This is a genomic window from Lichenihabitans sp. PAMC28606, assembly GCF_020616535.1.
Taxonomy (GTDB): Bacteria; Pseudomonadota; Alphaproteobacteria; order Rhizobiales; family Beijerinckiaceae; genus Lichenihabitans; species Lichenihabitans psoromatis.
Map to the genome: position 1 here is coordinate 2,974,501 of NZ_CP085136.1, position 22,983 is coordinate 2,997,483.

At 62.9% G+C, this 22,983-nt stretch carries 22 protein-coding genes; 15 read left to right on the forward strand and 7 right to left on the reverse strand.

Annotation, left to right across the window (positions count from 1 at the left end; all coding sequences use genetic code 11):
- Entirely contained in the window at positions 1 to 1,197 is a 1,197-nt protein-coding gene (locus tag LGH83_RS14005; RefSeq protein ID WP_227399189.1) for an ROK family transcriptional regulator, read from the reverse strand.
- A gap of 235 nt (positions 1,198 to 1,432) precedes the next feature.
- Between LGH83_RS14005 and LGH83_RS14010 the strand changes: the two genes are divergently transcribed.
- The 6 genes from LGH83_RS14010 (at position 1,433) to LGH83_RS14035 (ending at position 6,954) form a co-directional block, all read left to right on the forward strand.
- Positions 1,433 to 2,686, forward strand: coding sequence for an extracellular solute-binding protein (locus tag LGH83_RS14010; RefSeq protein ID WP_413771048.1), 1,254 nt, complete (start codon positions 1,433 to 1,435; stop codon positions 2,684 to 2,686).
- Between the two features lie 59 nt (positions 2,687 to 2,745).
- Complete coding sequence (locus LGH83_RS14015; RefSeq protein ID WP_227401853.1) at positions 2,746 to 3,627, forward strand: carbohydrate ABC transporter permease; 882 nt, start codon at positions 2,746 to 2,748, stop codon at positions 3,625 to 3,627.
- A complete protein-coding gene (locus LGH83_RS14020) occupies positions 3,624 to 4,472 on the forward strand; it encodes a carbohydrate ABC transporter permease (RefSeq protein ID WP_227399190.1) in 849 nt (282 codons plus the stop codon). The genes LGH83_RS14015 and LGH83_RS14020 overlap by 4 nt, the downstream gene beginning before the upstream one ends.
- Positions 4,473 to 4,476: 4 nt before the next feature.
- The gene (locus LGH83_RS14025) at positions 4,477 to 5,478 is read left to right on the forward strand and encodes an SIS domain-containing protein (protein WP_227399191.1); all 1,002 of its coding nucleotides are present in this window, start codon (positions 4,477 to 4,479) and stop codon (positions 5,476 to 5,478) included.
- Complete coding sequence (locus LGH83_RS14030; RefSeq protein WP_227399192.1) at positions 5,475 to 6,386, forward strand: carbohydrate kinase family protein; 912 nt, start codon at positions 5,475 to 5,477, stop codon at positions 6,384 to 6,386. Before LGH83_RS14025 ends, LGH83_RS14030 begins: the two co-directional genes overlap by 4 nt.
- Before the next feature lie 130 nt (positions 6,387 to 6,516).
- Positions 6,517 to 6,954, forward strand: coding sequence for a pyridoxamine 5'-phosphate oxidase family protein (locus tag LGH83_RS14035; protein WP_131113861.1), 438 nt, complete (start codon positions 6,517 to 6,519; stop codon positions 6,952 to 6,954).
- Positions 6,955 to 7,015: 61 nt separating this feature from the next.
- Here the strand turns inward: LGH83_RS14035 and LGH83_RS14040 are convergent, their stop codons facing one another.
- On the reverse strand, positions 7,016 to 7,882 hold the full coding sequence (locus tag LGH83_RS14040) for an alpha/beta fold hydrolase (RefSeq protein WP_227399193.1): 867 nt from the start codon (positions 7,880 to 7,882) through the stop codon (positions 7,016 to 7,018).
- 144 nt (positions 7,883 to 8,026) lie between these two features.
- Here LGH83_RS14040 and LGH83_RS14045 point away from each other — a divergent pair, with 144 nt between their 5' ends.
- Together LGH83_RS14045 and LGH83_RS14050 are read left to right on the forward strand one after the other, a co-directional pair.
- Positions 8,027 to 8,962 carry a LysR family transcriptional regulator gene (locus LGH83_RS14045; protein WP_227399194.1) on the forward strand — a complete coding sequence of 312 codons (936 nt, stop codon included), beginning with the start codon at positions 8,027 to 8,029 and terminating at the stop codon, positions 8,960 to 8,962.
- Positions 8,963 to 9,169: 207 nt separating this feature from the next.
- On the forward strand, positions 9,170 to 9,460 hold the full coding sequence (locus LGH83_RS14050; protein ID WP_413771049.1) for a hypothetical protein: 291 nt from the start codon (positions 9,170 to 9,172) through the stop codon (positions 9,458 to 9,460).
- Positions 9,461 to 9,552: 92 nt separating this feature from the next.
- Here the strand turns inward: LGH83_RS14050 and LGH83_RS20150 are convergent, their stop codons facing one another.
- The gene (locus LGH83_RS20150; RefSeq protein WP_413771050.1) at positions 9,553 to 10,227 is read right to left on the reverse strand and encodes a MucR family transcriptional regulator; all 675 of its coding nucleotides are present in this window, start codon (positions 10,225 to 10,227) and stop codon (positions 9,553 to 9,555) included.
- 511 nt (positions 10,228 to 10,738) lie between these two features.
- On the opposite strand from LGH83_RS20150, the gene LGH83_RS14060 reads away from it, so the two are divergent.
- The 5 genes from LGH83_RS14060 to LGH83_RS14080 all read left to right on the forward strand — a co-directional run bounded on the left by LGH83_RS14060 (position 10,739) and on the right by LGH83_RS14080 (position 15,877).
- Positions 10,739 to 11,230 (forward strand): MarR family winged helix-turn-helix transcriptional regulator, encoded by a 492-nt coding sequence (locus LGH83_RS14060; protein WP_227399195.1) that lies wholly within the window; start codon positions 10,739 to 10,741, stop codon positions 11,228 to 11,230.
- A gap of 405 nt (positions 11,231 to 11,635) precedes the next feature.
- Positions 11,636 to 12,532 (forward strand): fructose bisphosphate aldolase, encoded by an 897-nt coding sequence (locus LGH83_RS14065; protein WP_227399196.1) that lies wholly within the window; start codon positions 11,636 to 11,638, stop codon positions 12,530 to 12,532.
- A 152-nt stretch (positions 12,533 to 12,684) separates the two neighbouring features.
- Positions 12,685 to 13,650 (forward strand): acetylxylan esterase, encoded by a 966-nt coding sequence (locus LGH83_RS14070; protein ID WP_227399197.1) that lies wholly within the window; start codon positions 12,685 to 12,687, stop codon positions 13,648 to 13,650.
- Positions 13,647 to 14,375 carry an esterase family protein gene (locus tag LGH83_RS14075; protein WP_227399198.1) on the forward strand — a complete coding sequence of 243 codons (729 nt, stop codon included), beginning with the start codon at positions 13,647 to 13,649 and terminating at the stop codon, positions 14,373 to 14,375. Before LGH83_RS14070 ends, LGH83_RS14075 begins: the two co-directional genes overlap by 4 nt.
- Positions 14,376 to 14,524: 149 nt before the next feature.
- The gene (locus LGH83_RS14080; RefSeq protein ID WP_227399199.1) at positions 14,525 to 15,877 is read left to right on the forward strand and encodes an aspartate aminotransferase family protein; all 1,353 of its coding nucleotides are present in this window, start codon (positions 14,525 to 14,527) and stop codon (positions 15,875 to 15,877) included.
- A gap of 68 nt (positions 15,878 to 15,945) precedes the next feature.
- Here the strand turns inward: LGH83_RS14080 and LGH83_RS14085 are convergent, their stop codons facing one another.
- From LGH83_RS14085 to LGH83_RS14100, 4 genes are all read right to left on the reverse strand, one after another.
- Positions 15,946 to 16,731, reverse strand: coding sequence for a class I SAM-dependent methyltransferase (locus LGH83_RS14085; RefSeq protein ID WP_227399200.1), 786 nt, complete (start codon positions 16,729 to 16,731; stop codon positions 15,946 to 15,948).
- Between the two features lie 353 nt (positions 16,732 to 17,084).
- Positions 17,085 to 18,290 (reverse strand): ABC transporter permease, encoded by a 1,206-nt coding sequence (locus tag LGH83_RS14090; protein WP_227399201.1) that lies wholly within the window; start codon positions 18,288 to 18,290, stop codon positions 17,085 to 17,087.
- Positions 18,287 to 19,156 carry an ABC transporter ATP-binding protein gene (locus LGH83_RS14095; protein ID WP_264478973.1) on the reverse strand — a complete coding sequence of 290 codons (870 nt, stop codon included), beginning with the start codon at positions 19,154 to 19,156 and terminating at the stop codon, positions 18,287 to 18,289. The genes LGH83_RS14090 and LGH83_RS14095 overlap by 4 nt, the downstream gene beginning before the upstream one ends.
- A 98-nt stretch (positions 19,157 to 19,254) precedes the next feature.
- Positions 19,255 to 19,734: a DUF2141 domain-containing protein gene (locus tag LGH83_RS14100; RefSeq protein WP_227399203.1), complete on the reverse strand. Its 480-nt coding sequence runs from the start codon at positions 19,732 to 19,734 to the stop codon at positions 19,255 to 19,257.
- 103 nt (positions 19,735 to 19,837) lie between these two features.
- Between LGH83_RS14100 and crtI the strand changes: the two genes are divergently transcribed.
- The gene (gene crtI, locus LGH83_RS14105; RefSeq protein WP_227399204.1) at positions 19,838 to 21,409 is read left to right on the forward strand and encodes a phytoene desaturase family protein; all 1,572 of its coding nucleotides are present in this window, start codon (positions 19,838 to 19,840) and stop codon (positions 21,407 to 21,409) included.
- 31 nt (positions 21,410 to 21,440) lie between these two features.
- Complete coding sequence (locus tag LGH83_RS14110) at positions 21,441 to 22,964, forward strand: phytoene desaturase family protein (protein ID WP_227399205.1); 1,524 nt, start codon at positions 21,441 to 21,443, stop codon at positions 22,962 to 22,964.
- The last annotated feature ends 19 nt before the right edge of the window (positions 22,965 to 22,983 follow it).

The following is a 22,983-nucleotide window of genomic DNA, read 5'->3' on the forward strand; positions in this document are numbered from 1 at the left end:
TCAACCGTTTTTGAGAAGCACGTCAAAGCGCGGGGAGACTTCGTCGAAGATCGGCAAGGATGCGGCGCCCAGCAGCGGAGCCTCCGGGCCGGTGCGACCGAGCATGACGCGAGGCAGGGTGCGTGACGCGCGAGACCCGACCGAGACCGGCAGCGCGAGAGCCGCCACCAAGCGCTCCAGGACGCTTTTCGGCGCCACGCCGCCCAGGATCACGGTCTGTGGATCGAAGGCCGATTCGAGAATTCCGATCGCTTGGGCGAGGCGTGGCGCGGCGTCCTTGACCCAGGCATCGAGGCGACCAGGGGCGCTCGTTTCGAGATGGGCGATGAACTCGGGCGTGGCATCCGGCGGGGCGATCCCGAGGCTCTCGTAGACCGCGCTCAATGACACATACCGCTCGAGGCAGCCGTGATTGCCGCAGGGACATGGCCGGCCATCGGGCACCACGATCATATGACCGATCTCGCCGGCATTACGGCCCGTGCCGCGCCACGGCTGACCCTCGATCATGATTCCGGCGCCGAGGCCATCGTTCATGAACAGATAGACGTAGCTGTCGATCTCGCGGCCGAGGCCGTTCAGGCGTTCGCCGATGGCCGCTGCGACGGCGTCGTTCTCGATCAGCACGGCCATGCCGAGCGCGGCTTCGATCATGTCTGCCGCGTCGCCCTCGTCCCAGCCCGGCAGGGTCGTCGGTCCGGCGCTTGTGATCGAGCCGGCATTGAAGCGAACCGGCACGGCCAATCCGGCCCCGAGAATCCGGCTCTCGACCGCGCCGGCCCGTCTCAGCAAAGGTCCGGCCATCCGGGCGAGGGCGTCGGCGGCCTGCTTGGGCGAGGGCTGATCGGCCGGTATTCTCTTGTGACCTCGAATGCGGCCGGTGAAATCGACGACCGCGCCGGAAATGCTGCGATGGTCGACGTGGAAGCCGAGCGACCACGCGCCTTCGGGATCGATGCTGTAGGGAATCGAGGGTTGACCGCGGCCGCCTCGGTTGGGCGCCCCGGCCGACACCAAGCCAGTGTCGTGCAGGGCGCTCACGATGTTGTTGACGGTTTGCGCCGTCAAATGGGTTCGCCGCGCGACCTCGGCTCGCGTCAGGGCGCCCGCCCGGCGGATCGCATCGAGAACGACACGCCGATTATGCGTCTGCACATGTTCGAGATTGCTGCCCGCGATCTTGAGGCTGGTCGACACTGGCGTTCTCGTTCCCCTCAGTCCCAGGTTTCCGCAAACCGCTGGCGCGGCTTGACAGCTCTCAATACTCATTTCAAATTGACTTAATCGAGACGGTCCTTCGTGGCCATTCGAGCCATCGTCGCCGAGCGGCGAACACGTGCGGTCGACACTAACGCCTTTCCTGCCCAGGACCTCTACCGACCCGTTCACGCAACCGAACCCGACCCATCTCCGCCTAAAACGAGGAAAAGCCATGCTGCAAATCAAATCTTGGATGGGTATGGTTGGTCTGGCCGCGTTGGCCGGGACGGTCTTGGCGTCGCCGGGACATGCCGAAACCCTGAATGCGCTTTTCATGGCGCAAGCGGCCTATAGCGATAACGACGTGCGGAACATGACGCACGACTTCGAAAAAGCGAACCCCGGGACGACCGTCAATTTGGAATTCGTGCCCTATGAGGCGCTGTTCGACAAGATCGTCGCCTCGAAGGCTGCGGGTGGTTCGGGCTACGACGTGGTGCTGTATGACGTCATCTGGCCGGCGGCTTTCGCGCGTGACGGCGTGCTTCGCGACGTCACCGATCAAGTGAAGGCCAATATCGACACCGCGAAGGTGTTCGACGGCGCATGGTCGACGAGCCTCTTCGACGGCAAGTATTATGGCCTGCCGTGGATCCTCGATACCAAATACCTATTCTACAATACCGACATGCTGGCCAAAGCCGGCATCGCGACGCCGCCCAAGACCTGGGATGAACTTCTGGCCGATGCGAAGATCATCAAGGACAAGAAGATCGTCGATTATCCGATCGTCTGGAGTTGGTCGCAGGCCGAAGCCGTCGTGTGTGACTATGCCACCATCACGGCGGCCCATGGCGGAACTTACTACAGGGACGGCAAGCCCGCCTTCGATCAGGGTGGCTCGCTCGATGCCGTTAAATATATGGTTCAATCGTTGAAGGACGGCGTGTCGAATCCGAATTCCAAAGAATATCTCGAAGAGGATGTGCGGAAAGTCTTCTCGGCCGGCAATGCCGCCTTCGCGCTCAACTGGACCTATGCTTACGCCAAGGCCAATGACCCGGCGGAAAGCAAGATCGTCGGCAAGGTCGGCGTGGTGCCGGCACCGGGCGTCGCCGGTCACACGGAGGCCTCGGCCGTCAACGGGTCGATGGGTCTCGGCATCACGGCGGGTTCGAGCCATCCTGATCTCGGTTGGAAATACATTAGCTTTCTGACCTCGCAGGAGGTTCAGAACAAATATGCTCAGTTGAGCCTGCCGATCTGGAAGTCGTCTTATGATGATCCGGCCGTCACCAAGGGGCAGGAGCCTTTGGTTACAGCCGCCAAGACCGCCATCAGCGTCATGAGCCTTCGCCCGGTGACACCCTCCTACCAGGAGGTCTCGACCATTCTGCAGGCGCAGATCCAGAATGCCTTGACCGACAAGGCAACCCCGGATGCCGCCCTGGCAGAGGCCGACAAGGCCGCCGCGCGCCTGCGATGACGGTTCGGCGCACGGCGCGTCCGTGCGCCGCATGTCTGACGAAGGGCTGATCCATGGCTATGCAACGGCCGGGTTCAATCTCGCCCTGGCGTCTGCTCGCTCCGATGTTGGCGATCGTGGCGGCCGTCGTGGGCTACCCGGTCGTGCAGACCATCGCGCTCGCCTTCACGGACGCGCGTTTGCTGGGGGGCCTCGGCTCGGCGCATTGGGTTGGGCTCGACAATTTCGTTTATGCGCTGACCGATGCGAATTTCCTCAGCGCGACGGGGCATACCCTCTATTTTGCCATCCTATCGGTCGGGTTCGAAACGCTCTTCGGCGTTCTCGTGGCGTTGCTGCTCAACGAGAAATTTCGGGGCCGGACGGTGTGTCGAGCGCTGCTCGTGCTGCCGTGGGCGCTGCCCACGATCGTCAACGCGATCATGTGGCGCCTCATCTATCAGCCTGATTTCGGCGTGCTCAACGCGGTCCTCACACAGACGGGTGTCTTGTCCGGATACCGAAGTTGGCTCGGCGACCCCGATAGCGCCATGAACGCCGTGGTGCTGGCCGACGTGTGGAAGAATTACCCGCTCGTCGCGCTGATCGTCCTGGCGGCTTTACAGAATGCGCCAGCCGATCTCTACGAGGCGGCGCGGCTCGATGGCGCGGGCGCTTTCCGCCGCTTTCAAGTCGTGACCTGGCCGGTCATCGCGCCACCGTTGCTCGTCGCGATCGTCCTGCGGTCGATCGAGGCCCTGAAAGTCTTCGACATCGTCTATGTGATGACACGCGGCGGCCCGGCGAGCGCCACGAAGACCATGAGTTTTTTCGTCTATGAGGAGTCGTTTCGCTTCCTGCGGGTCGGATCGGGTGCGTCCTATGCCTTGATCGTGGTTCTGATCTGCATGGTGCTGGTGACGGTTTACATGCGCCTGTTGCGTCAGGGGCAACCCGCATGAAGCGGAGCCGCCTCGCATCAACGCTTTTCTATGCAGCGGTTCTCCTCTTTGTACTGGTGACGCTCGCGCCGGTGGCGTGGCTGCTGATCCTCAGCCTGTCGCCGCCAGCGGACCTCACCGCAAAGCCCTTGCGCTTCATCCCCAGTCAGATCGATCTCAGCCACTATCGGCGGCTGCTCGACTTCGGTGCCAATACGCCGGGCGAAGCCTTTTTGCTCGGGTTGCGGAATAGCCTCGGCGCCTCGGTCGGCGCCACGCTCGTGTCGATGCTGGTCTCGATCCCGGCCGCCTGGGCCTTCGCGCGCTATCGGCGCCGGGCCGTGACGGCGACGCTCTATGTGGTGTTGGCGACCTATATGACGCCGGCCGTCGCCTTGGTGCTTCCGCTCTATTTCATGTTGTCGGCCTTGCATCTGCTCAACAGCGTCACCGGCCTCATCATCGTCTATTGCGCCATTCTGACGCCGTTCACGGCTTGGTTCATCAAATCGGCCTTCGACGCTTTGCCCGATGAAATCGAGCAGGCGGCCGCGATGGACGGCGCTGGCGTGTTCGAGACGCTGCTTTACGTATCGTTGCCTCTGGCCCGGGCCGGGATCGCCACGGCGGCATTGTTCGCGCTGCTGCTCGCCTGGGACGAATTCTTCTTCGCTCTGCTGTTTACCAGCAATGCCGATGCCAAGACCCTGACGGTGACGATCGCGGATTTTGCGGCGGGTCGCGCCACGGATTTCGGGCTGGTAGCCGCTGCCGGCTTGCTGACCGCATTGCCGCCGGTGCTGATCGCCTTCGGCTTGCAGAAGGCGCTGATCAGTGGGCTGACCACGGGTGGCGTCAAAGGATGACAAGATGATTGCACCCGGATTAGTCGCCATCGAGGCCGAGATGGCGCGGCAGCATGCCGATGCTTTGGATTCCGTCGCGGCCGGCAAGCCGGTCGCCGCCATCATCGCCACGAGCATCCGAAAGACCGGCCGGTTGCTGCTGCTCGGCATGGGCGGCTCGCATTGGGTCAATCGCACCGCAGCGCGGGCCTATCGCGAACTCGGCGTCGATGCGACCGCCGAGGTTGTCTCCGACATGCTCGGGGTGCTGCCTTCGGCGGTGCCGCGAACGGTCCTCATCGTTTCGCAATCGGGGCAATCGGGAGAGATCGTCCGCTATCTCAGGGAAGAGGCTGGCGCTGACGAGCGGTTTGGCCTCACGCTCGATGCTGCGAGCCCGCTTGGCCGTTCCGTCCCGTGTCTTATCGGCAGCGGCGGACCCGAGCGCGCTTTTGCGGCGACCAGAAGTCTGCTGATCTCCCACGCGTTGCATCTTGCGGTGCTGGCGTCGCTCGGCCTCGACCCGATCGAAGCCCTTGCGGCGCTGGCCGAGCCTGAAACGGTCGAGATCGAGGCTGCGCTCGATGCTCTTGCGGCCTGCTCGACCTTCGTGGTGAGCGGCCGGGGATGGCTGGCCGGCGTTGCGGAGGCTGGCGCCTTGTGCCTGATGGAACTCGCGCGATGTTCGGCGCTCGGTTTCGAGGCCGGGCAGTTGCGGCACGGTCCAATGGAGGCGCTAACGTCGCAGACCGGCGTCATCATCTTGCGCGGCGCCAAATCGGCCGATCTCGATGCCGCTCTGGCGGCGGATTGCCGCTCGGCGGGGTGCCCTGTGGTGGTGCTCGACGGCAGCGGGTCCAATGCCGTCCGAGGGGTTCATACGCTGTCGGTCGGACCCAGCGACGGGATGGCGGCGGTCTTCGACATGCTGCCGACCCTCCAGCGTCTGCTGGTCGAGGTGGCGGCTGCGCGCGTGGCCGACGTCGGCACGCCGATCCGGTCCAACAAGATCACCGTCACGCCATGAACGCGCAATTGCTTGTGATCGGCAATGTCAACGTGGACCTCGTGATGGGTCCTCAGCAGCCCTGGCCGACGCCAGGGACCGAGGTTTTGCTGCCTGAAAGCGATCTTCGCGTGGGCGGAGCGGCCGGCAATACCGCATTGGCTTGGCAAGCCCTCGGCGTGCCGTTCCGGCTGGTCGCCAATACGAGCGCCGACGCGCTCGGGCGCTGGCTCCGCGACCCGTTCGGGACAGTGGGCGACGCATGGCCCACCTCGCCCCGCGCCTGCGCCCTCTCGGTCGGCATCACTCACCCCGACGGCGAGCGCACATTTTTCACGACCCTCGGTCATCTGCTCGACTTCACGCTCAAGGCCGTTCTGTCGCAAGTGCCCGCCGACGCTCCAATCGGCGCGATCGCGCTATTGACGGGTTGCTTCGTGACGCCCGCGCTCGTGGCTCACTACGGCGACCTGATGACCACGCTCCGCCAACGGGGCTATCGAGTTGCGCTCGACACCGGTTGGCCGGACGGCGGCTGGTCGTCCGCCAACCGTGTCGTCGTCGCGTCCTGGCTGCCGATGTGCGATCACCTCCTGATCAACGAGGCCGAGGCCCTCGGCCTGACCGCAACGGCATCGTGCGAGCAGGCGGCGGTCATCCTGCAGCAGCATCTTCCGGCAGGCGCCATTCTGGTCATTAAAACGGGTGCGGCGGGCGCGCGAGCCTGGTGCGACGGACAGGATGTGACCGTCTCGGCACCGCGCGTCATCGTCATCGACACGATCGGGGCAGGCGACACGTTCAATGCGGGATATCTGGCGGCTTGCGTCGCGCAACACGGGTTCGAGGTCGCGGTCGCGGCCGGCGTTCGGATGGCCTCCCGCGCCGTCTCGACCCGCCCGCGTCGCTTTATCGACCACGAAGACTGAGCCCGCGCAAAGACGCACCGATCGAACCGATGCGCGGTTCGAGGGGGAACCATGGGTCGGATCTCGGCTTTCCCTTTCAGATGCAACCGTTCAGCGCTTGTGAGCGGTTCGATCGAGGAGAATTCAGAATATGGCCACGATGACCCTTCAAGAGATCGCCGAGAAGATGCGCGACATCGACTTCGGGATGCTGTCGACGCGGACAACCAACGGCGCAATCGCGAGCCGCCCCATGAGCAACAATGGCGATGTCGAATATAAAGGAGACTCGTTCTTCTTCTCATATGACAGCGCCAGGACGATCCACGACATCGAGCATGACGCGCAGGTCGGTCTCTCGTTCACCGGCGCCAAAGGCTTGCTTGGAAAGCCGCCGCTGTTCATCGCGATCGAAGGTCAGGCCGAGTTGATCCGCGACAAGGTGATTTTCGCCGAACATTGGACGAGCGATCTCGACCGCTGGTTCGAGCAAGGCGTCGACACGCCCGGTATTGTTCTGATCAAGGTTCACGCCGAACGCCTGCATTATTGGGCCGGCCAGGACGAAGCCGAAGTCCCGCTTCGATAAGCGGCAATCCCCGCACCGTCGCGCCTGTCGGCTGGACGGTGCAGCGTTCAGGCCGATCCGATCAGGCCGCGTCGAGTTTGCGGCCGAGGAAGTCCCGCATCAACGTGGCAATCTCCTGGTGGTGCGTCTCGAGAGCAAAGTGTCCCGTGTCGAGCAAGTGGAGTTCGGTATCGGGAACATCTCGTCGGTAGGCTTCTGCACCGGGCGGCAGGAAGAACGGGTCATTTTTGCCCCATACGGCCAGCACCGGCGGACGGTGTTGGCGAAGATAGGACTGAAAATCCGGATAAAGCGCGACGTTGCTGCCGTAGCTCAAAATGAGATCGAGCTGGATCTCATACGCGTCCGGTCGATGCATGTAGAACGTATCCAGCATTGAGCCGTCCGGGGACACGCGTCCCGCGGGTGAGCCATGCTCGTATTGGAAACGGATCGCCTCATCCGAGAGGGATGCGCGTGTCGTTTCTCGGTGCGCGGGCGTCGGCTCCCGCCAATAGGCTTGCCATGGCTCCCAACCCTCGCTGAGCCCTTCCATATAGGCGTTGCCATTCTGAGTGACGATCGCCGTGATGCGCTCGGGGTTCGCCATCGCAAGCCTGAGGCCCACGGGTGCGCCGTAGTCGAAAATATACAGGGCGTAGCGCTGGAGGCCGATCGCATCGACGAAGCCACCGATCACATGGGCGAGAGCCTCGAAACTGTAGGTGAATTGTCCACGCGGCGGCGCCGTCGTCAGCCCAAATCCAGGCAGGTCGGGCGCGATCAGGCGGTAGCGGTCGGCGAGTGCCGGCATCAGATCGCGAAACATATGGCTCGACGTCGGGAAGCCGTGAAGCAGCAGGATGACCGGCGCGTCGATTGGGCCGGTCTCCCGATAGAAGACGTCGACATCTCCAACCTTCTGTGTGCGATAGATAAGGGCGGACATCGTTGTTTCCTTTGCTCGGGTGGCGCGCAGCGGGATCTCGGACGGCCGCTGCAGGTCCGGGTTTGATCGAGACTCGAATTTAGAGATTTCAGAAAACAAGAGAATGCTTGCGATACGACCGGCTTAATTGCAGTTTGCGAAACGATGGATCGCTTGGACGCCATGGTGCTGTTCGTGTCGGCCGTGGAGGACGGCTCGCTCGCCGCCGCCGCGCGGACACATGGGCGATCGCCGGCCGCCGTGACACGAGCGGTCGCTTATCTCGAGCGCCATGCTGGAGAAGCGCTGCTGCTGCGGTCGACACGGAAGCTCAGCCTCACGGCGGCCGGCGAGCGGCATGTCGCAATCTGGCGAGACGTGCTGGCAAGACTTCGCGAGGTCGAGCCGGGTAGCGCTGCAGGCCACCTTCACGGGAGTATTGTGCTGACCGCGCCCGAACTTTTCGGGCGGCTGAAAGTCATGCCGGTTCTCGAAGCCTTCCTTCGGCAGTATCCGCATGTCGCGGCCCGCGTCTTGATGGACAATCGCGTGGTCGATCTGGTCGGCGATGGTGTCGACCTCGCGGTGCGTCTGGCGGCTCTTCCCGACTCGACCATGACGGCGATCAGGGTGGGTGAGGTGCGTGCCATCGTTTGTGCATCGCCAGACTATGTGGCTCGATCCGGATTACCTGCGACCCCTCACGATCTCGCTCGCCATGATTGCATCGGGCTCAATGCGGAGGGCGACGGCGAACTCTGGTCATTCGACATGGCGCAGGGGCAGGGCGCACCTTTACGCTCGACACGGGTTCGAACGCGCCTCAGCATCAATAACGCCGCGGCGGGAATCGATGCTTCGCTTCGCGGACATGGCATCATCCGTGCGCGTTGCTATCAGGTTGCAGAGCACCTCGAGACGGGGCGCCTCGTCCGGCTTCTCTCCGCCTTCGAGGTGCCGCCGACGCCGGCGCAGCTCGTCTTCCATCCCGACCGAGCCCGGCGGGGCGTTTTGCGCGCCTTTATCGACCATGCTGTTCCGACGTTGAGGCGCGAGTTTCTGCGTCTTGCCGCGAGCATGGCGCCGCCGCTTTCGCGATGAACCGCGTCAGTCAGCGGCGCACCTGCCTTGTCGGTGCTGCTCGTCGATCGTATCCGTCTGGCGCTTCGACGATCGCAGGTCTTCGGATGCTTGGGCAAATCAAACGGGTCGCTCTGCACCTCGACCGTGACGGACCTGCCGACGCGTTTCAGTCACGGGCGCCCTCGCTTGGCAGCGACCGCGCCTTCAAGGAGAGATGAATTGCAGATGATTCCAAGACTCGTGCTTGCGCTTGTGGTCGCGCTCGTGGTCGGCTTTGGCTATCGCTTTTACGACGTGTCGCGCGGGGCGGAATGGATGGTGTCTCCCGACCAGATCGCGACCGCGAAGGCGGCTGGTGGGGCCGGCGTCGAGACGTCGCCCGGTCGTATCGCTGTTTTGCCGATCCGGAGCGAGACGGCCGACGTTCTTCCGCTGCAATGGGCCTTTGCGGGGATTGCGGCAGGAGCGCTGGTCTTCGCCGCGACCCGAAGGCGGTCGTCCGGACAGCGTGGGTAGGTCCGCCTCGTCCAGCAAGTGGGCTTAACATCCAAGGAGACCTGCGCGACCGATGTGATCGGTCGCGCAGGTCTCGCGGTGCTTCGTTGCGATTAAGCGGCCTTTTTGGACGGACGACCGCGACGCTTCACGGGCGCCTCTTCGGGTGCGGGGGCTGCGTCTTTTACGGCAGCAGCCATCTTGGTGCGCTTCGCGGCAGCTTTTTGCGGAGCTGCAGCGACGTCGGGTTCACGATGAGCGATGGGCGCAACCTCTTCGACGGCGGGCGGCAATTGAACCAGCTTCTTGCCGAGACCCATATCCTTGGCGAGTTTCGAACGCGACGCGGCGTAACCCGGCGCGACCATTGGATAGTCGCGTGGCAACCCCCATTTGGCGCGGTAATCATCGGGCGACATGCCGTAGGACGTGCTGAGATGCCGCTTCAAAGACTTGAAGCGCTTACCGTCTTCCAGACAAATCAAATAATCGTCGGTGACCGACTTCTTGATCGACACGGCCGGGACCGGCGGGGGAGCCACGGCCACGTCGGTTTTGTGCTCGCTCAGGCTCTTGATCGCTTGGTGAACGGATTCGATCAAAGCTGAAAGATCCTCTGCCCGAACCGAATTGTTGGATACGAATGCAGAGACAATATCGGCCGTGACGGTAATCATATCTTCGTTGTTCTGGTCGTTCATCGGTCTTCCCCTAAAGATGTCTCTCTTTAGCGTCTCCGCTCCATTTAGCAAGTCGATCTCGAATGACTTTGCTACGGGAACCCGCATTATTTTGCAGCAGTTTTGTGCACACTGGTTAGTCGGCTTCTTTGGTCGATAGATTGCGGCGAATAATTGGGGCGCGATCGACCGCGGACCGGGGTCTCAACCGACTTTCGTCTCGGCCTGTGCTTGATCGTCTGCTGACGCCTGAGCAAGCGTACTGTCGGTTCCTATACAACGCCGCTTACAAACGGGGATGGAGGCCGAGCGCCGCATTCAACGGCATAAGGCAGCAAACAGGTGCTGATCTTTCCGACGTCTTTCGCAATGTGAGGCGATGCTCCGCGGCAACATCCCGATGTCCTGCATGACTTGACCGAAGCTTTGTGCGATCCGATCTTTTGATCGGGCAGGTCCCGAGATCGACAGCGCCGTCGCGGCGCAGGGTCTATCTCCATCGGCTTAGCGCGACCAAAGTGAGCCCGACGTCATTGATCGCGCCGCGACCCTGGGGGCGCGATCGTCAAAATCCGCTTTGGCATTGTATGCCGCCGGTCGCTCTGCGATAGATCCCTGCATGAGCGAAGCGGACGCTAACAGACATGCCGTGCTGTCGACGCTGGTGCAGGCAAGCCGCAAATGGCGAAAACTCGCCCAGCAGGCTTTGGCAGCGCATGACATCTCGCAGGCGCGCGCGGCGGCTCTTGTTTGGGTCTATCGGCTCGGCGGAGGCGTTCGGCAAATCGTGCTTGCGAGTTATGTCGGGATCGAGGGGACGTCGCTCGTCAGGCTTTTGGACGAATTGAGCGCCGCTGGATTGCTCATCAGGCGGGATGATCTCGGCGACCGCAGAGCGAAGACGATTTGGCTGACGCCAGATGGGGAAACACTCGCCCGCCGCGTCGAAAATGTGCTGGCCGATTTAAGGGATCGCGTTTTGTCCGAGATTGATCCGTCCGACATCGACGCCACGCTCCGTGTCTTCAGGGCGATCGATCTGGCGATGGAGGTCGGCGCAGCCGGCTCGATCGACCTCGGCGAGACGCTTGTGCCGCAAAAGGCACGTTAGACGCGTAAGGCCAGCCAAGCTCGATCCATCCAGGCCGGAAAGAAAGAGGCCGCCTGCGTTACCGCAAGCGGCCCAAGTCTAGGGAGGAAACGCCCAAGGAGGGCATGCGCCGCAAGCAGCGCAGTGCCAAATTAAAGGTTTCACGACCCGACGCAACAGACATCGGCGCATGGCTGGTTTACGGCCAAGGCACGAATCGGAGCGAAGCCGAGGCGTCCCTGGAATGAATCGAGACGTTCGCTTTCATGGCGCCGCAATGAACGTGCCGTAAGTCATTGCGCGAGCCAGCATCGCAAGACGTTGCGCGCAGAAGAACGGTCGTGCGAAAACTCTGGTGGTCAGGGGCTGATTGGTCGAGGTCAAAGCGCTTCCTTGAGCCTCTCGGCGGCAGGTGAGGAAACCAAGATGAATATTGAAAAAATGACGGCGCAGATGTCCAGCAAACCGGGCTTCATCGCGGCGCTCGATCAAAGTGGCGGCTCGACTCCCGGTGCGCTGCGCCTCTACGGCATTCCCGATAGCGCCTACAGCGGCGATGCCGAGATGTTCAAGCTGATGCATGAGATGCGCGTGCGGATCATGACGGCTCCCGCTTTCACGGGCGATAAGATCATCGGCGCTATCCTGTTCGAGGGCACGATGGATGGACAGGCCAAGGGGAAGCCCGTGCCATCTTATCTCTGGGACGACCGCGGCATTGTGCCGTTCCTGAAAGTCGACAAGGGTCTCGAGACGGAGGCAGATGGCGTCAGCCTCATGAAGCCGATCCCCGGCCTGGATGCCTTGCTGGACCGCGCCGTCGGCCTTGGCGTCTATGGCACGAAGATGCGATCCGTCGTGAATCTCCCATCCGAGAGCGGCATTGCGGCCATTGCGCGCCAACAATTCGAGATCGGCGCGCAGATCGCCGGTCATGGCTTGATGCCGATCCTTGAGCCGGAAGTCTCGATCAAGAGCCCAGACAAAGCCGGCGCCGAAGCCATTCTCCGCACTGAATTGACCAAGGGGCTCGATGCGCTTCCCGAGGGCCAGAAAGTCATGCTCAAGCTGACCATTCCGGATGTGCCGGATTTTTACGCATCTCTGATCGCACATCCCAAGATCGCGCGCGTCGTGGCTTTGTCGGGTGGCTATACGCGAACCGACGCTTGCAAGCGCCTCTCGGCCAATCATGGAATGATCGCCAGCTTCTCGCGGGCGCTGCTCGGCGATCTCCGCGTCTCGATGAGCGAAGCGGATTTCGACGCCAAGCTGGCCGAAGCCATCACCGAAATCTTCGGTGCCTCGACCGTCAAGGGCTGAGCCGCGGGGGGTAGCCCGAACAGCATCGAGTTCGGGCTCGCCCTTCGGGGCGCATACAGGGTTTGCGGGCGACCCCACGCACCGATCCATTGTGCGGGATCGATCGGTGTGGTCGTCTTGCCTGTCGGCTTGTTTCACGGAACAAGCATGGGATGAGCATCCCGACAGACCATTCCTATCCTTTCGATCCGACCTATGGCCTTGACCTCGATGCGCTTCGCGCCATCGCTCCGCCGGAGCCAGCGCTTCATTTCGATGAGTTTTGGCGGGCGCGCCACGCAGCGACGCTTGGGATCCATCCTGAGCCTCGGCTCAGCGCGAGCGCATCGCAGCATCCCGAGTGGCACGTTCAAGACATCGTCTATCTCTCGACCGACCAGTTCGAGATCGGGGGCTGGCTGCTGCTGCCACGAGATGGCCTCGTCACGCGGGGTCTCGTCGTCGGGCATGGCTATGGCGGGCGAGACGAGCCGGATTTCGATCTTCCCGTAACTGAAACGGCGGTGCTGTTTCCCTGCTTTCGCGGGCTTTCGCGCAGTCGCCGCCCGCCAATCTCCAGTGATCCCGCCCGGCATGTGCTGACCGGGATCGACAAACCGGAAACCTTGATTCTGGGTGGTTGCGTCGATGACGTCTGGTTGGCGGTCTCGGTTCTGACCAAGCTCTATCCCGGCCTTGAAGGACGGATCGGCTACAGCGGCCTGAGCCTCGGGGGCGGTATCGGCGCTCTGGCGATCGCTGCCGATCGGCGGATCGATCGTGGCCATCTCGTCGTGCCGACATTCGGCAATATGCCGCTCTGGCTGACGTTGCCGACCCTCGGGAGCGCCGGCGCCGTGCAGCATTATCGAACAACGCATCCGGACGTGCTGCAGACCCTTCGGCTCTTTGACGCCGCGACGGCCGCGACGCGCATCGCGGTCCCGATGCTGGTCGCGGTTGCCCGTTTCGATCCAGCGGTGGCACCGCCCTGCCAGTTTTCGGTCGCCAATGGGCTTGCGACGTCAAATCATCATGAAACCGTCATTCTGGATGCAGGCCATGTCGATTATCCTGACATGGAGGATCAACACGCGCTCCTCGTCGAAAAAGTCAGGCATTTCTTCAGGGCGACATGAAGCGAGACTACCGGCGCTGGTATAGTCCCCGACTCCACCGGGACATGGAGCTGCTGATCTTCGGGCATGCCGGAGCAAAAGTGCTGATGTTCCCAACGCGGGACGGGCGCTTTTGGGAATATGAGACGCTGAACATCGTCGCGAGCCTCGCGCCCAAGGTCCAGGCCGGGCAGTTGCAGCTTTATTGTATCGAAGGACTGGCGCGGGAGACCTTCTACGATGTGGGGCGCCATCCGGCCGATCGGATCAGACGACACGCCGCCTACGAGGAGTATATCCTTAACGAAGTGCTTCCCTTGATGGCGTCGACCAACTCGCATGATTGCACGATCGCGATGGGTTGCAGCCTCGGTGCATTTCAGGCCGCCAGCATCGCGCTTCGCCATCCGCACCTCTTCCGCAAGCTCGTGGCCTTTTCAGGTCGGTACGACCTGTCGATGAAGGTCGAGTGTTTCGACGATCTCTTCGACGGCTATTACGATGACGAGATTTATTTCCACACACCGACGCATTTCCTTCCCGGCCTGCAATGTGGGTGGAGGCTGGATAAGCTGCGCCGGCTCGACATCATCTTGACGATCGGCACCGAAGACCCCTTCCTCGACAACAATCACCACCTCAGCCATTTGCTCGGCCAGAAGCACGTGTCGCACCAATTGCATGTCTGGGATGGACGCGCTCACCGCGCCGGCGCCTGGCGACGGATGGCGGCCCTTTATGTGTGACGCGCGGCAAGACGCGACACGCTAGTCTTCCACCAAGCGTATCGATCACCGGATAGCCTGTAACCCACGCTCGCGTTAACACGGGGTCGGACATCAGCGGACATCGTCGCGCCGAAGATCCTGACATGCCTGCGACAAGGAGCGACCCCATGGCCCCGACGAGCCCCATTCCCGGCATGGTCAATGCCGATATGCCGGGGCGCTCGCAGCGTGTCACGGCGGCCGAGCACGCCCTGATGACGCGGCGCGAGACGGTGCTCGGCCCGGCCTATCGCTTATTCTACGAGGAGCCTGTTCATCTGGTGCGGGGTGCGGGCGTCTGGCTCTATGACGCGGCTGGCGATGCCTATCTCGATGTCTACAACAATGTCGCATCCCTCGGTCACGGCCAGCCCGACGTCGTTGCGGCGGTGACCCGGCAATGGGCGACCCTGAACACGCACACGCGCTATCTGCATGAGACAATCTTGGATTATGCCGAGAAACTGCTCGGCCTGTTCCCCGAGCATCTCGGCTATGTGATGTTCACCTGCACCGGATCGGAAGCCAACGACCTCGCCTACCGGATCGCGAAGAGCCACACCGGCGGTACGGGCGTGATCGTCACGGATCTTGCCTACCACGGCGTCACCGACGCGGTCAGCCAGTTCTCGCCCTCGCTCGGCGCGGGTGTGCCGCGCGGCCCCCATGTTCGCACCGTGCGTGCTCCGGATGCCTATCGCCGGGGCGAGGCCGATCTTGGGGCTGCGGTCGCGGCTGATGTCCGGGCCGCCATCGCCGATCTCCACAAGCACGGCATCAAGCCCGCCATGATGATCTGCGACGCGATCTTCTCCAGCGATGGCGTTTTTGCAGACCCGCCCGGGTTTCTGGCCGAGGCTGCCGAGGCGGTGCGCGAGGCGGGCGCCCTCTGGGTCGCTGACGAAGTCCAGTCGGGTTTTGGACGAACCGGCAATGCTCTGTGGGGCTTCATGCGCCATGGCCTCGAGCCCGACATGGTGACGCTCGGCAAGCCGATGGGCAACGGGCAGCCGATCGGCGGGGTCGTCATGCGGCCCGAGGTGGTTGCCGAATTCGGCCGTATGTCGCGTTATTTCAACACCTTCGGCGGTAGTCCCGTGTCCTGCGCGGCCGGGCTCGCGGTGCTCGAGGTCATCGAGCGCGATGCGCTGGTCGCCAATGCGCGGCAGGTCGGCTTCTATCTCCGGACCGCACTCGAAGAGCTTGCAAACCGGCACGAGGCGATCGGCGACGTGCGCGGCGCAGGCCTCTTCGTCGGCGTCGAAATCGTCAGCGATCGGGCCGCCAAAACCGCTGATGCGGCCACGACCACGCGGGTCGTCAACGGATTAAGGCGGAAGCGCGTGCTCATCAGCGCATCCGGGCCACAAGCCAACGTGTTGAAGCTGCGGCCGCCCATCGTGTTCTCGACCGCCCATGTCGACACGTTCGTGGCGGCGCTCGACGAGGTTCTGTCCGATCGGTCGGCGTCGCCGCCATGAGGCGCGTGCCGTCGGTCAAGGGTCGCGGCACGAGCCAAGCCTCCTTCGCTGCGATATCCCCGACTAAATCACGCCGGTAAGACGGTGTCGGGCTCGGCGTGACTTGCGACGGCGGCTTGGCTCGATGTCGGCCACTGAATGAGCGCCGCTTCGGTGCTGGAGCGTAAGACATGCCAACCCGCTCGGACCCACGATTCCTCGAAGATCGGATTGAGGTAGACGACCAGAATGTCGCGCGGGCTGTCCCGGCGTGCGCAGGCGAGGCGGTCGGCGACTTGCCGCATGATGGCGCGCCCAAACGGGTTGTAAAAAAAGACGATCAGGGGCCCAGCCGGAAAGTCATAGGCCGCCGCATCCCCATGCAGCAGGCTGATGCGGTTACGGTCGGGCTCGGGCAGCTTACCGACATTGGCGGTCGCGATGGCATGAAGCTCTTTGGTGAATTCGACGCCGACGATCGCCTTGAACGGCAATGCGGCGGCCAGCATCACGGCTCGGCCCTTTCCCGACCCCAAATCGACGAAGGTGAAGCGCCGAAAATCGACATCCAGGCTCTCGAAAACGGTTCTGAACTCGCCGGGATCGGTTGCGATATGCGCTTCGCCAAACCGTGCGTTCGGCCCATCGACCGTGAGCCCGTAGATGTAGTCGATCCCGCTCGTTTCGACCCCGTTTTCTGTGTCGAACAGGAGATCGACGCGTGTCTTGTGGTTGAGGAATGTTTTGTAATCGCGAGGGATCCACCCGCTTGCGCGAAGAAGCCGATGAAGCATTTTGGAGAGGAAGCTTCGCAGCCCGATCTCGCGCTGCATTTCAGCGGCACGCAACAGCCGCCGCATCAATAACACATGCATTGCGCTTCCTTCGCTTCGGTCGGCCCCGATTGACGATTCACCGCTGCAACTCGCGTCACAGGGTTGACGCAGAAATCGCTGTAGTACTGGGCGTTGTTCGCCTTCTTCTCGCCCTCGAGATGATAGGAGCGAAGTAGTGGCGGTTCTATTCGGTCATTGGGAGTAAGTCTTTCCGCTATCGCCTTCTCCTGGCATCGCCGAAACGCTGCGTTTTGATGCGCGTTAACCTTGTTGGCGTTTGATCGGCTTTTTAGATCGATTTGGTATACGTCACGCAGCTTCTCGCGATACGTCGAGAACTGACCTGGCGGCCAGTCTTGCAGGAGGTCCGTCTCTCTCGAACCCGTCGGAGGCTATTCGATCTCGCCGCGCCCGATGCTCGCGATCGCCAGCGTCAGGGCCGCCACCGCGATGGCCAACAGGACGGTCCATTGCAGCAGAAGGCCGGACGTCGCCCACGTCCGAAGCGAGACCTGGAACGCCGCAATCATCCAGGCGTTGGGCGTGATCCAGCTGAGGTTCTGTAGCCAGGGCGGCATGAGATAGAGCGGAACCATGCTGCCGCCGATGGCCGAGACGATCAGGACTCCGAAGCTCATGATCAACTGAGCCTGTTGCCGCGTCGCGCAACAGGCGTTGACCAGCAAGCCGAGCGCCGCCGCGGCCGCACTGGCGAGCGCGGTGGTGATCAGCCAAGCCCCGGGGTTGGCGAGCATGTCGACGCGATAGACCAGGAAAGCCGTCGCATAAATGGCAGCCACCTGCAGAGCGCCCTGCGCGGTCAGGAAGATAAATTTGCCGATCAGCAGGGGCGTGAGGCCGTAGGGGCCGGCCTGGAGACGAGCGAAAATGCCGCCATTGCGTTCGTCGAGCAGGGTGGCGGCCCCCTGCATTGCGGCGAACAGCAAGAAGATCGCGGAGACCGCCCCGGCATAATAGGCGATCGGTCCACCCGAGATGGCGTCGTTGGCCGCATTGCGCTGCTCGACCAGGCGGGAGAAGGCGAAGCCGCCACCGCCCTTGCCGACCTCGTCGGAGAACGCACTTTCCAGAAACTTGCGCTCGTCGTTCTCGAGCCGTCCAGCGCGTTCGACATCCCCGATGATGCGCGACAAGGCGACGTCCGGCAGCTTTTCGTTCAGCGTTTGCAGGACCTGTCCAGCCACGATCGCGGCGGCGGCCGGCCGGCTCGAACTGCCGATCACCAGCAACGGCGCCGCTCCCGTCGTGCCTGTGTCGGCAGCCGGGTCGGCGCGGATCAGGAGCCCGACCGTGTATCCGCCGTCGCGGACGGCGGTGTCGAGGCCGGCCTCGTCGCCGGTCACGATGCTGGTGCGAAAGGTCGGCTGCTGCTGCAGTGCCTGTACGAGCCGCTGGCCCGCGCTGCTGTGCGAACGATCCAAAACGCCGACGTGGAGCCGCAATTCCGTTCCGGTCGCGCCAGCGAAGATCGCGGCGAGCAACACGAAGATCACAGGCGGCAACGCGAAGGTCATCACGAGGGTGGGAATATCCCGCCGCACTTGAAGCGCCATCACACGAACGGCAGCGAGGATCAAGACGCGCCGCCGGAGCCGACGATCGCCTCATATGCGTCGCCAAGCCGAAAACGCCGCTGCCGCAACTCCCGGAGCTGCGCCATCGGGATTCCGAGATCGGCGGTCTCGAGCGAAACGGGTCCCTCGGCCGCGCGATGGATGCCACGCCAGACCGTGGCTTCGGCCGTTGGCAGATAGCCGCGCGTCATCAAGGCCGATCGCGCGGCGTCATCGGGTTGATCCATCAGAAGCACCTCGGTGCGGCTCGTCTCCGCCGCGAATTGGGCCGTGACGAGGTCGGCCGGGCTGGCCTGGGCCGCGATGCGACCGGCCCGCAGAATCACGACTGTATCGGCGATCGCCTCGCCGTCGTCGAGGTCATGCGTTGCGAGCAGCAACGCCACGTTATCGGTGCGGGCAAGGCTTTTCAGGTCCGCGCAAATCGCGCGCCGCGCGAGGGGGTCGAGACCCACCAGCGGTTCGTCGAGCAGCAGGAGGCGCGGACGACCGACCAGCGCGCACGCAATATTGGCGCGGCGTTGAAAGCCGCCCGACAGGGTCGAGACCAGAGCGTCGGCGACCGAGGCGAGGCCGGTGCGGGCGACGCAATGGTCGATGAGAGCCGGGGTGGCGCGCCCGCCTGAAAACGCCGCAAAAATCTCGATGTTTTCCCGCACGCTCAGCCGTGAATAGAGCGCGATCTCCTGGGGCACGAGGCCGAGAGCCGCGCGGGCGCGGCGGTCGCGGCTTGGGGCGTAGCCGACGACGCTGACCTGGCCCGATGTCGGCACGATGCCGCCGCTCAAGGCACGGATCAGCGTAGTCTTGCCGGCGCCGTTCGGCCCAGCCAGAAGCGTCACGGTACCGGCGCGGAGTTCCAGCGTCACGTCATCCAAGATCAGGCGGTGCGCTCTGTCGACGTGGATGTTCGCCACATGAGCGACGATGTCGGTCGGTCCTATTGGCGTCATTGACCCGGCTGACGTCATGGACGCCCCGGTAAGGCCAGCCGGACCGCGACCGATATATCGCGCTCGACCGTAAAGGCTGCCCGATCAAAACGGGGCGACGTCATGCGACCGGCCTCGCGCGAGAACCCGTAAGGCTCGCGGGGAAGCCCACGGGGCGATCGGTCCAACGTGCCATCGCCGTTCAGGTCCTGAAAGGCTGCGACCGCATAGACGCCGGGCGGCACGTTCGCGAAGCGGACCTGCAGCGTGGAGCTGTCGGCGCCCACGACCTGGGCATTCCCGCAATCATCCGGCTCCAAACCTCCCGTGCAGAGACTGACATAGACGCGGGTTGGCGAAGGCGTGACGCCCTCGACCCGGACCACGACCTCCGCCGCACAGGCGGTGCTCAGGCCTCCCGCCAGAACCGCCACCGTTGCGGCGGTAAACCGCGAGCAGAGACGTGGCGCAATCCGTGTCGGCTGAGCCGGGTGTCGTGTTGGCACATCGCACATGGGCCTAACCTGCTGGTTGCAGCTTCATCTCGCAAGCGGGGTCTTGAACCCGCGTGCGTCAGCCCTCTCTTATAGGGCGGGGCAGCGGGATAAACACAACGCGATGAACATGCATGTCGGTCTCGAAAACTCACTGAAGCCTAAGCGGGTCGCGGTCGTTGGAGCCGGTCCCGGTGGGCTCGCCAGCGCCATGATGCTCGCGGCTGCGGGCCTTGATGTCACCGTTTACGAGAAAGCCGACCGGGTCGGCGGACGGACGCGCACGATCGAAGCGGAACAGTTCAGGTTCGATATTGGACCGACGTTTTTTCTCTATCCTGAGATCTTGCAGAGTCTCTTCCATCGGTGTGGCCTTGACCTTGCGGATTTTGTGACGCTCAAGCGTCTCGATCCGCATTATCGGCTGAAGTTCGAAGATGGGCCGGATCTTGTAACGACTAGCGACCTCGACCGGCTCGAAGTTGAGATTGCCAAAATCGACGCAGAGGATGCCAAGAACATCCGCCGCTTCATCGCGCGCGGTCGGGCCAAGCTCGAGGCGTTTCGCCCGGTTTTACAGAAAGCGTTTCTGAGCCCGCTCGATCTGGTGAGCCCGGATGTTTTGAAATCTTTGGGGTTGCTTGCGCCATTCTCCTCCGTCGACGGCGATCTGAGCAAGTTGTTCAAGGATCCGAGGATCCGCCTCGCGTTTTCGTTTCAGACCAAATATCTCGGAATGTCGCCGTTTCGGTGCCCGAGCCTTTTCACGATCCTGTCGTTCCTCGAATATGAATTTGGCGTATGGCACCCGATGGGGGGCTGCGGGACGCTGAGTGAAGGGATGGCGGCAGCTGCACGCCGGCTCGGGGTCAAGTTCCGGTTGGGCGAGGAGGTTCGATCGATCGACTTCGAAGGCAAGTTGGCGACCGGCATCGTGACCGCCAATGGCCGTGAGGCCTGCGACGCCGTCGTCGTGAATGGCGATTTCGCCCACACGATTCCGCGTCTCATCCCGGCGCGCCTCCGCAGGAGATGGTCGGATAAGCGCATCGACAAAGCGCAATATTCTTGCTCGACATTTATGCTCTATCTCGGCATCGAAGGCCGCTACGACCATCTCGACCATCACACGATTTTTCTGGCGAAGGATTATCGCCGGAACATCGAAGAGATCGAGGCTGCCGAAAAACCGCCGGAGCAACCGTCGATCTACGTGCAGAATCCGGTACGATCGGATCCGGCATTCGGCGGCGAGGATTATTCGTCGCTTTACGTACTCGTCCCTGTCGGTCACTGCGGCAAGGTCGATTGGGCTGCCGAAGGCGGCGCCTTCCGCGATATGGTGCTCGAGCGGCTCGAGGGTTTGGGATTGACCGATCTTCGCAACCGCATTCGCTTCGAAAAGGTTGTGACGCCGGATCAGTGGCGGGACGAACTGTCGATCTATCGTGGCGCGACCTTCAACCTCGCGCATTCCCTCGATCAGATGTTGCTGTTTCGGCCGCATAACAAGTTCGACGGTGTCGACGGCGTCTATCTCGTGGGCGGTGGCACCCATCCGGGGTCAGGTCTGCCGGTTATCTATGAGGGAGCGCGGATCACCAGCGATCTCGTTCTCAGCGATCTTGGACAGGCCGACCGTATTCCGACCACGACCGCCAACGACATGCCGCTTGTGGCGTCGAGCCAAGCATGACCACGCTGTTCAACACAGACCGAGGATGACGATGACTGAGAGCCTGCCCGTTGGCGTGATCGGCAGTGGTTTGGGGGGACTGGCGGCGGCGGCCGTGCTGGCGGCGCGTGGTCATTCCGTGACCCTCTTCGACAAAAACGACTGGTTCGGCGGCAAAGCCGCGGTGTTGAACGAAGGCGGCTTCCGCTTTGACATGGGCCCGACGATCCTGACGGTCCCGGCGGTTTTGCGCCGAATTTTTGCCGAAGCGGGCGAAAAGCTCGAGGATCATCTAGAGCTGATCCGGCTCGATCCGCAGTGGCGCTGCTTCTTCGATGATGGCGCAATCCTCGATCTACACGAGGATGTCGCCACCATGGCGAAGACGCTCGACGGCTTCGCGCCAGGTGCGAAACTCGGCCAAGGTTATACGAATTTCCAAAAATTCGCCGAGACGCTGCATGGCGTGTCGGAGCGGTTTTTCTTCTGGAAGGCCGTGGAGGACCTGCGTGACACGATCGACCTCAAGCGCAACATGAGCCCGACGACGCTGCGGGACGTGATGGCGCTCAAGATGGGCAAGTCGGTGGCCGGCAGCGTGCGCGCCCATGTGGCCGACGAACGTGTCGCCCAGATGCTCGACCATTTTACCCAATATGTCGGCTCGTCGCCTTACGCCTCGCCAGCTGTGCTCTGCGCGATCGCGCATATGCAGGCGAGCGAGGGTGTTTGGTATCCCGTGGGCGGAACCCGCGCCGTGGCCGAAGCTTTGGCCGGACTCGCGCGTCGCCTTGGTGTGACGCTGCTGGGCGAGACGGAGGTGACCGGCCTCGACATCGTCAAGGGAGCCGTCACGGCCGTCACGACGGCGAATGGTGACCGCCATCCTGTCTCGGCTGTCGTGTCCAACATGGATTCGATCCGTACCTATACCGAACTCGTCGGCGGCGCGCCGGCCGCCACCTATCGCGACAAGTTCAAGCCGGCCTGTTCTGGTGTCGTGCTCTATCTTGGGCTGTCTCGCGGCTACGATCATCTGCAGCATCACGATTTTATATTCTCCCGCAGCGCTAAGGAAGAGTTCGACTGGATCTACGACAAGGGCGAGCCCGCCCCCGATCCGACCTGCTATGTCGCGGCACCCTCGCGCACCGATCCGACGGTTGCGCCTCCCGGCGGCGAAGCGCTCTATGTTTTGGTGCACACACCTTATCTCCGGCCGCACCATGATTGGTCCAAGATGTTTCCGGCCTATCGCCAGGTGATCCTCGACAAGCTCAAGCGGACCGGTGGCATGCCGGATATCGAAGAGCGGATCGTGGTGGAGCGGGCCCTGACGCCGCAGGACATCAACGACCGCTACAAGGTGCTGAATGGCGCCATCTATGGTTTGGCAAGCCACGGCAAGTTTCTCGGTGCTTTCAAGCCGGGCAATCGCTCGCGACAGGTCAAGGGCCTCTATCTGGCCGGTGGCGCCGCTCATCCCGGTCCGGGCATGCCCATGGTGATGATGTCGGGCTGGATCGCCGCCGATGCGCTGGATCAGGATCGAGCGACCTTGCGTCGCGCGTCCTAACCGGCATGTCGGGGCGCGC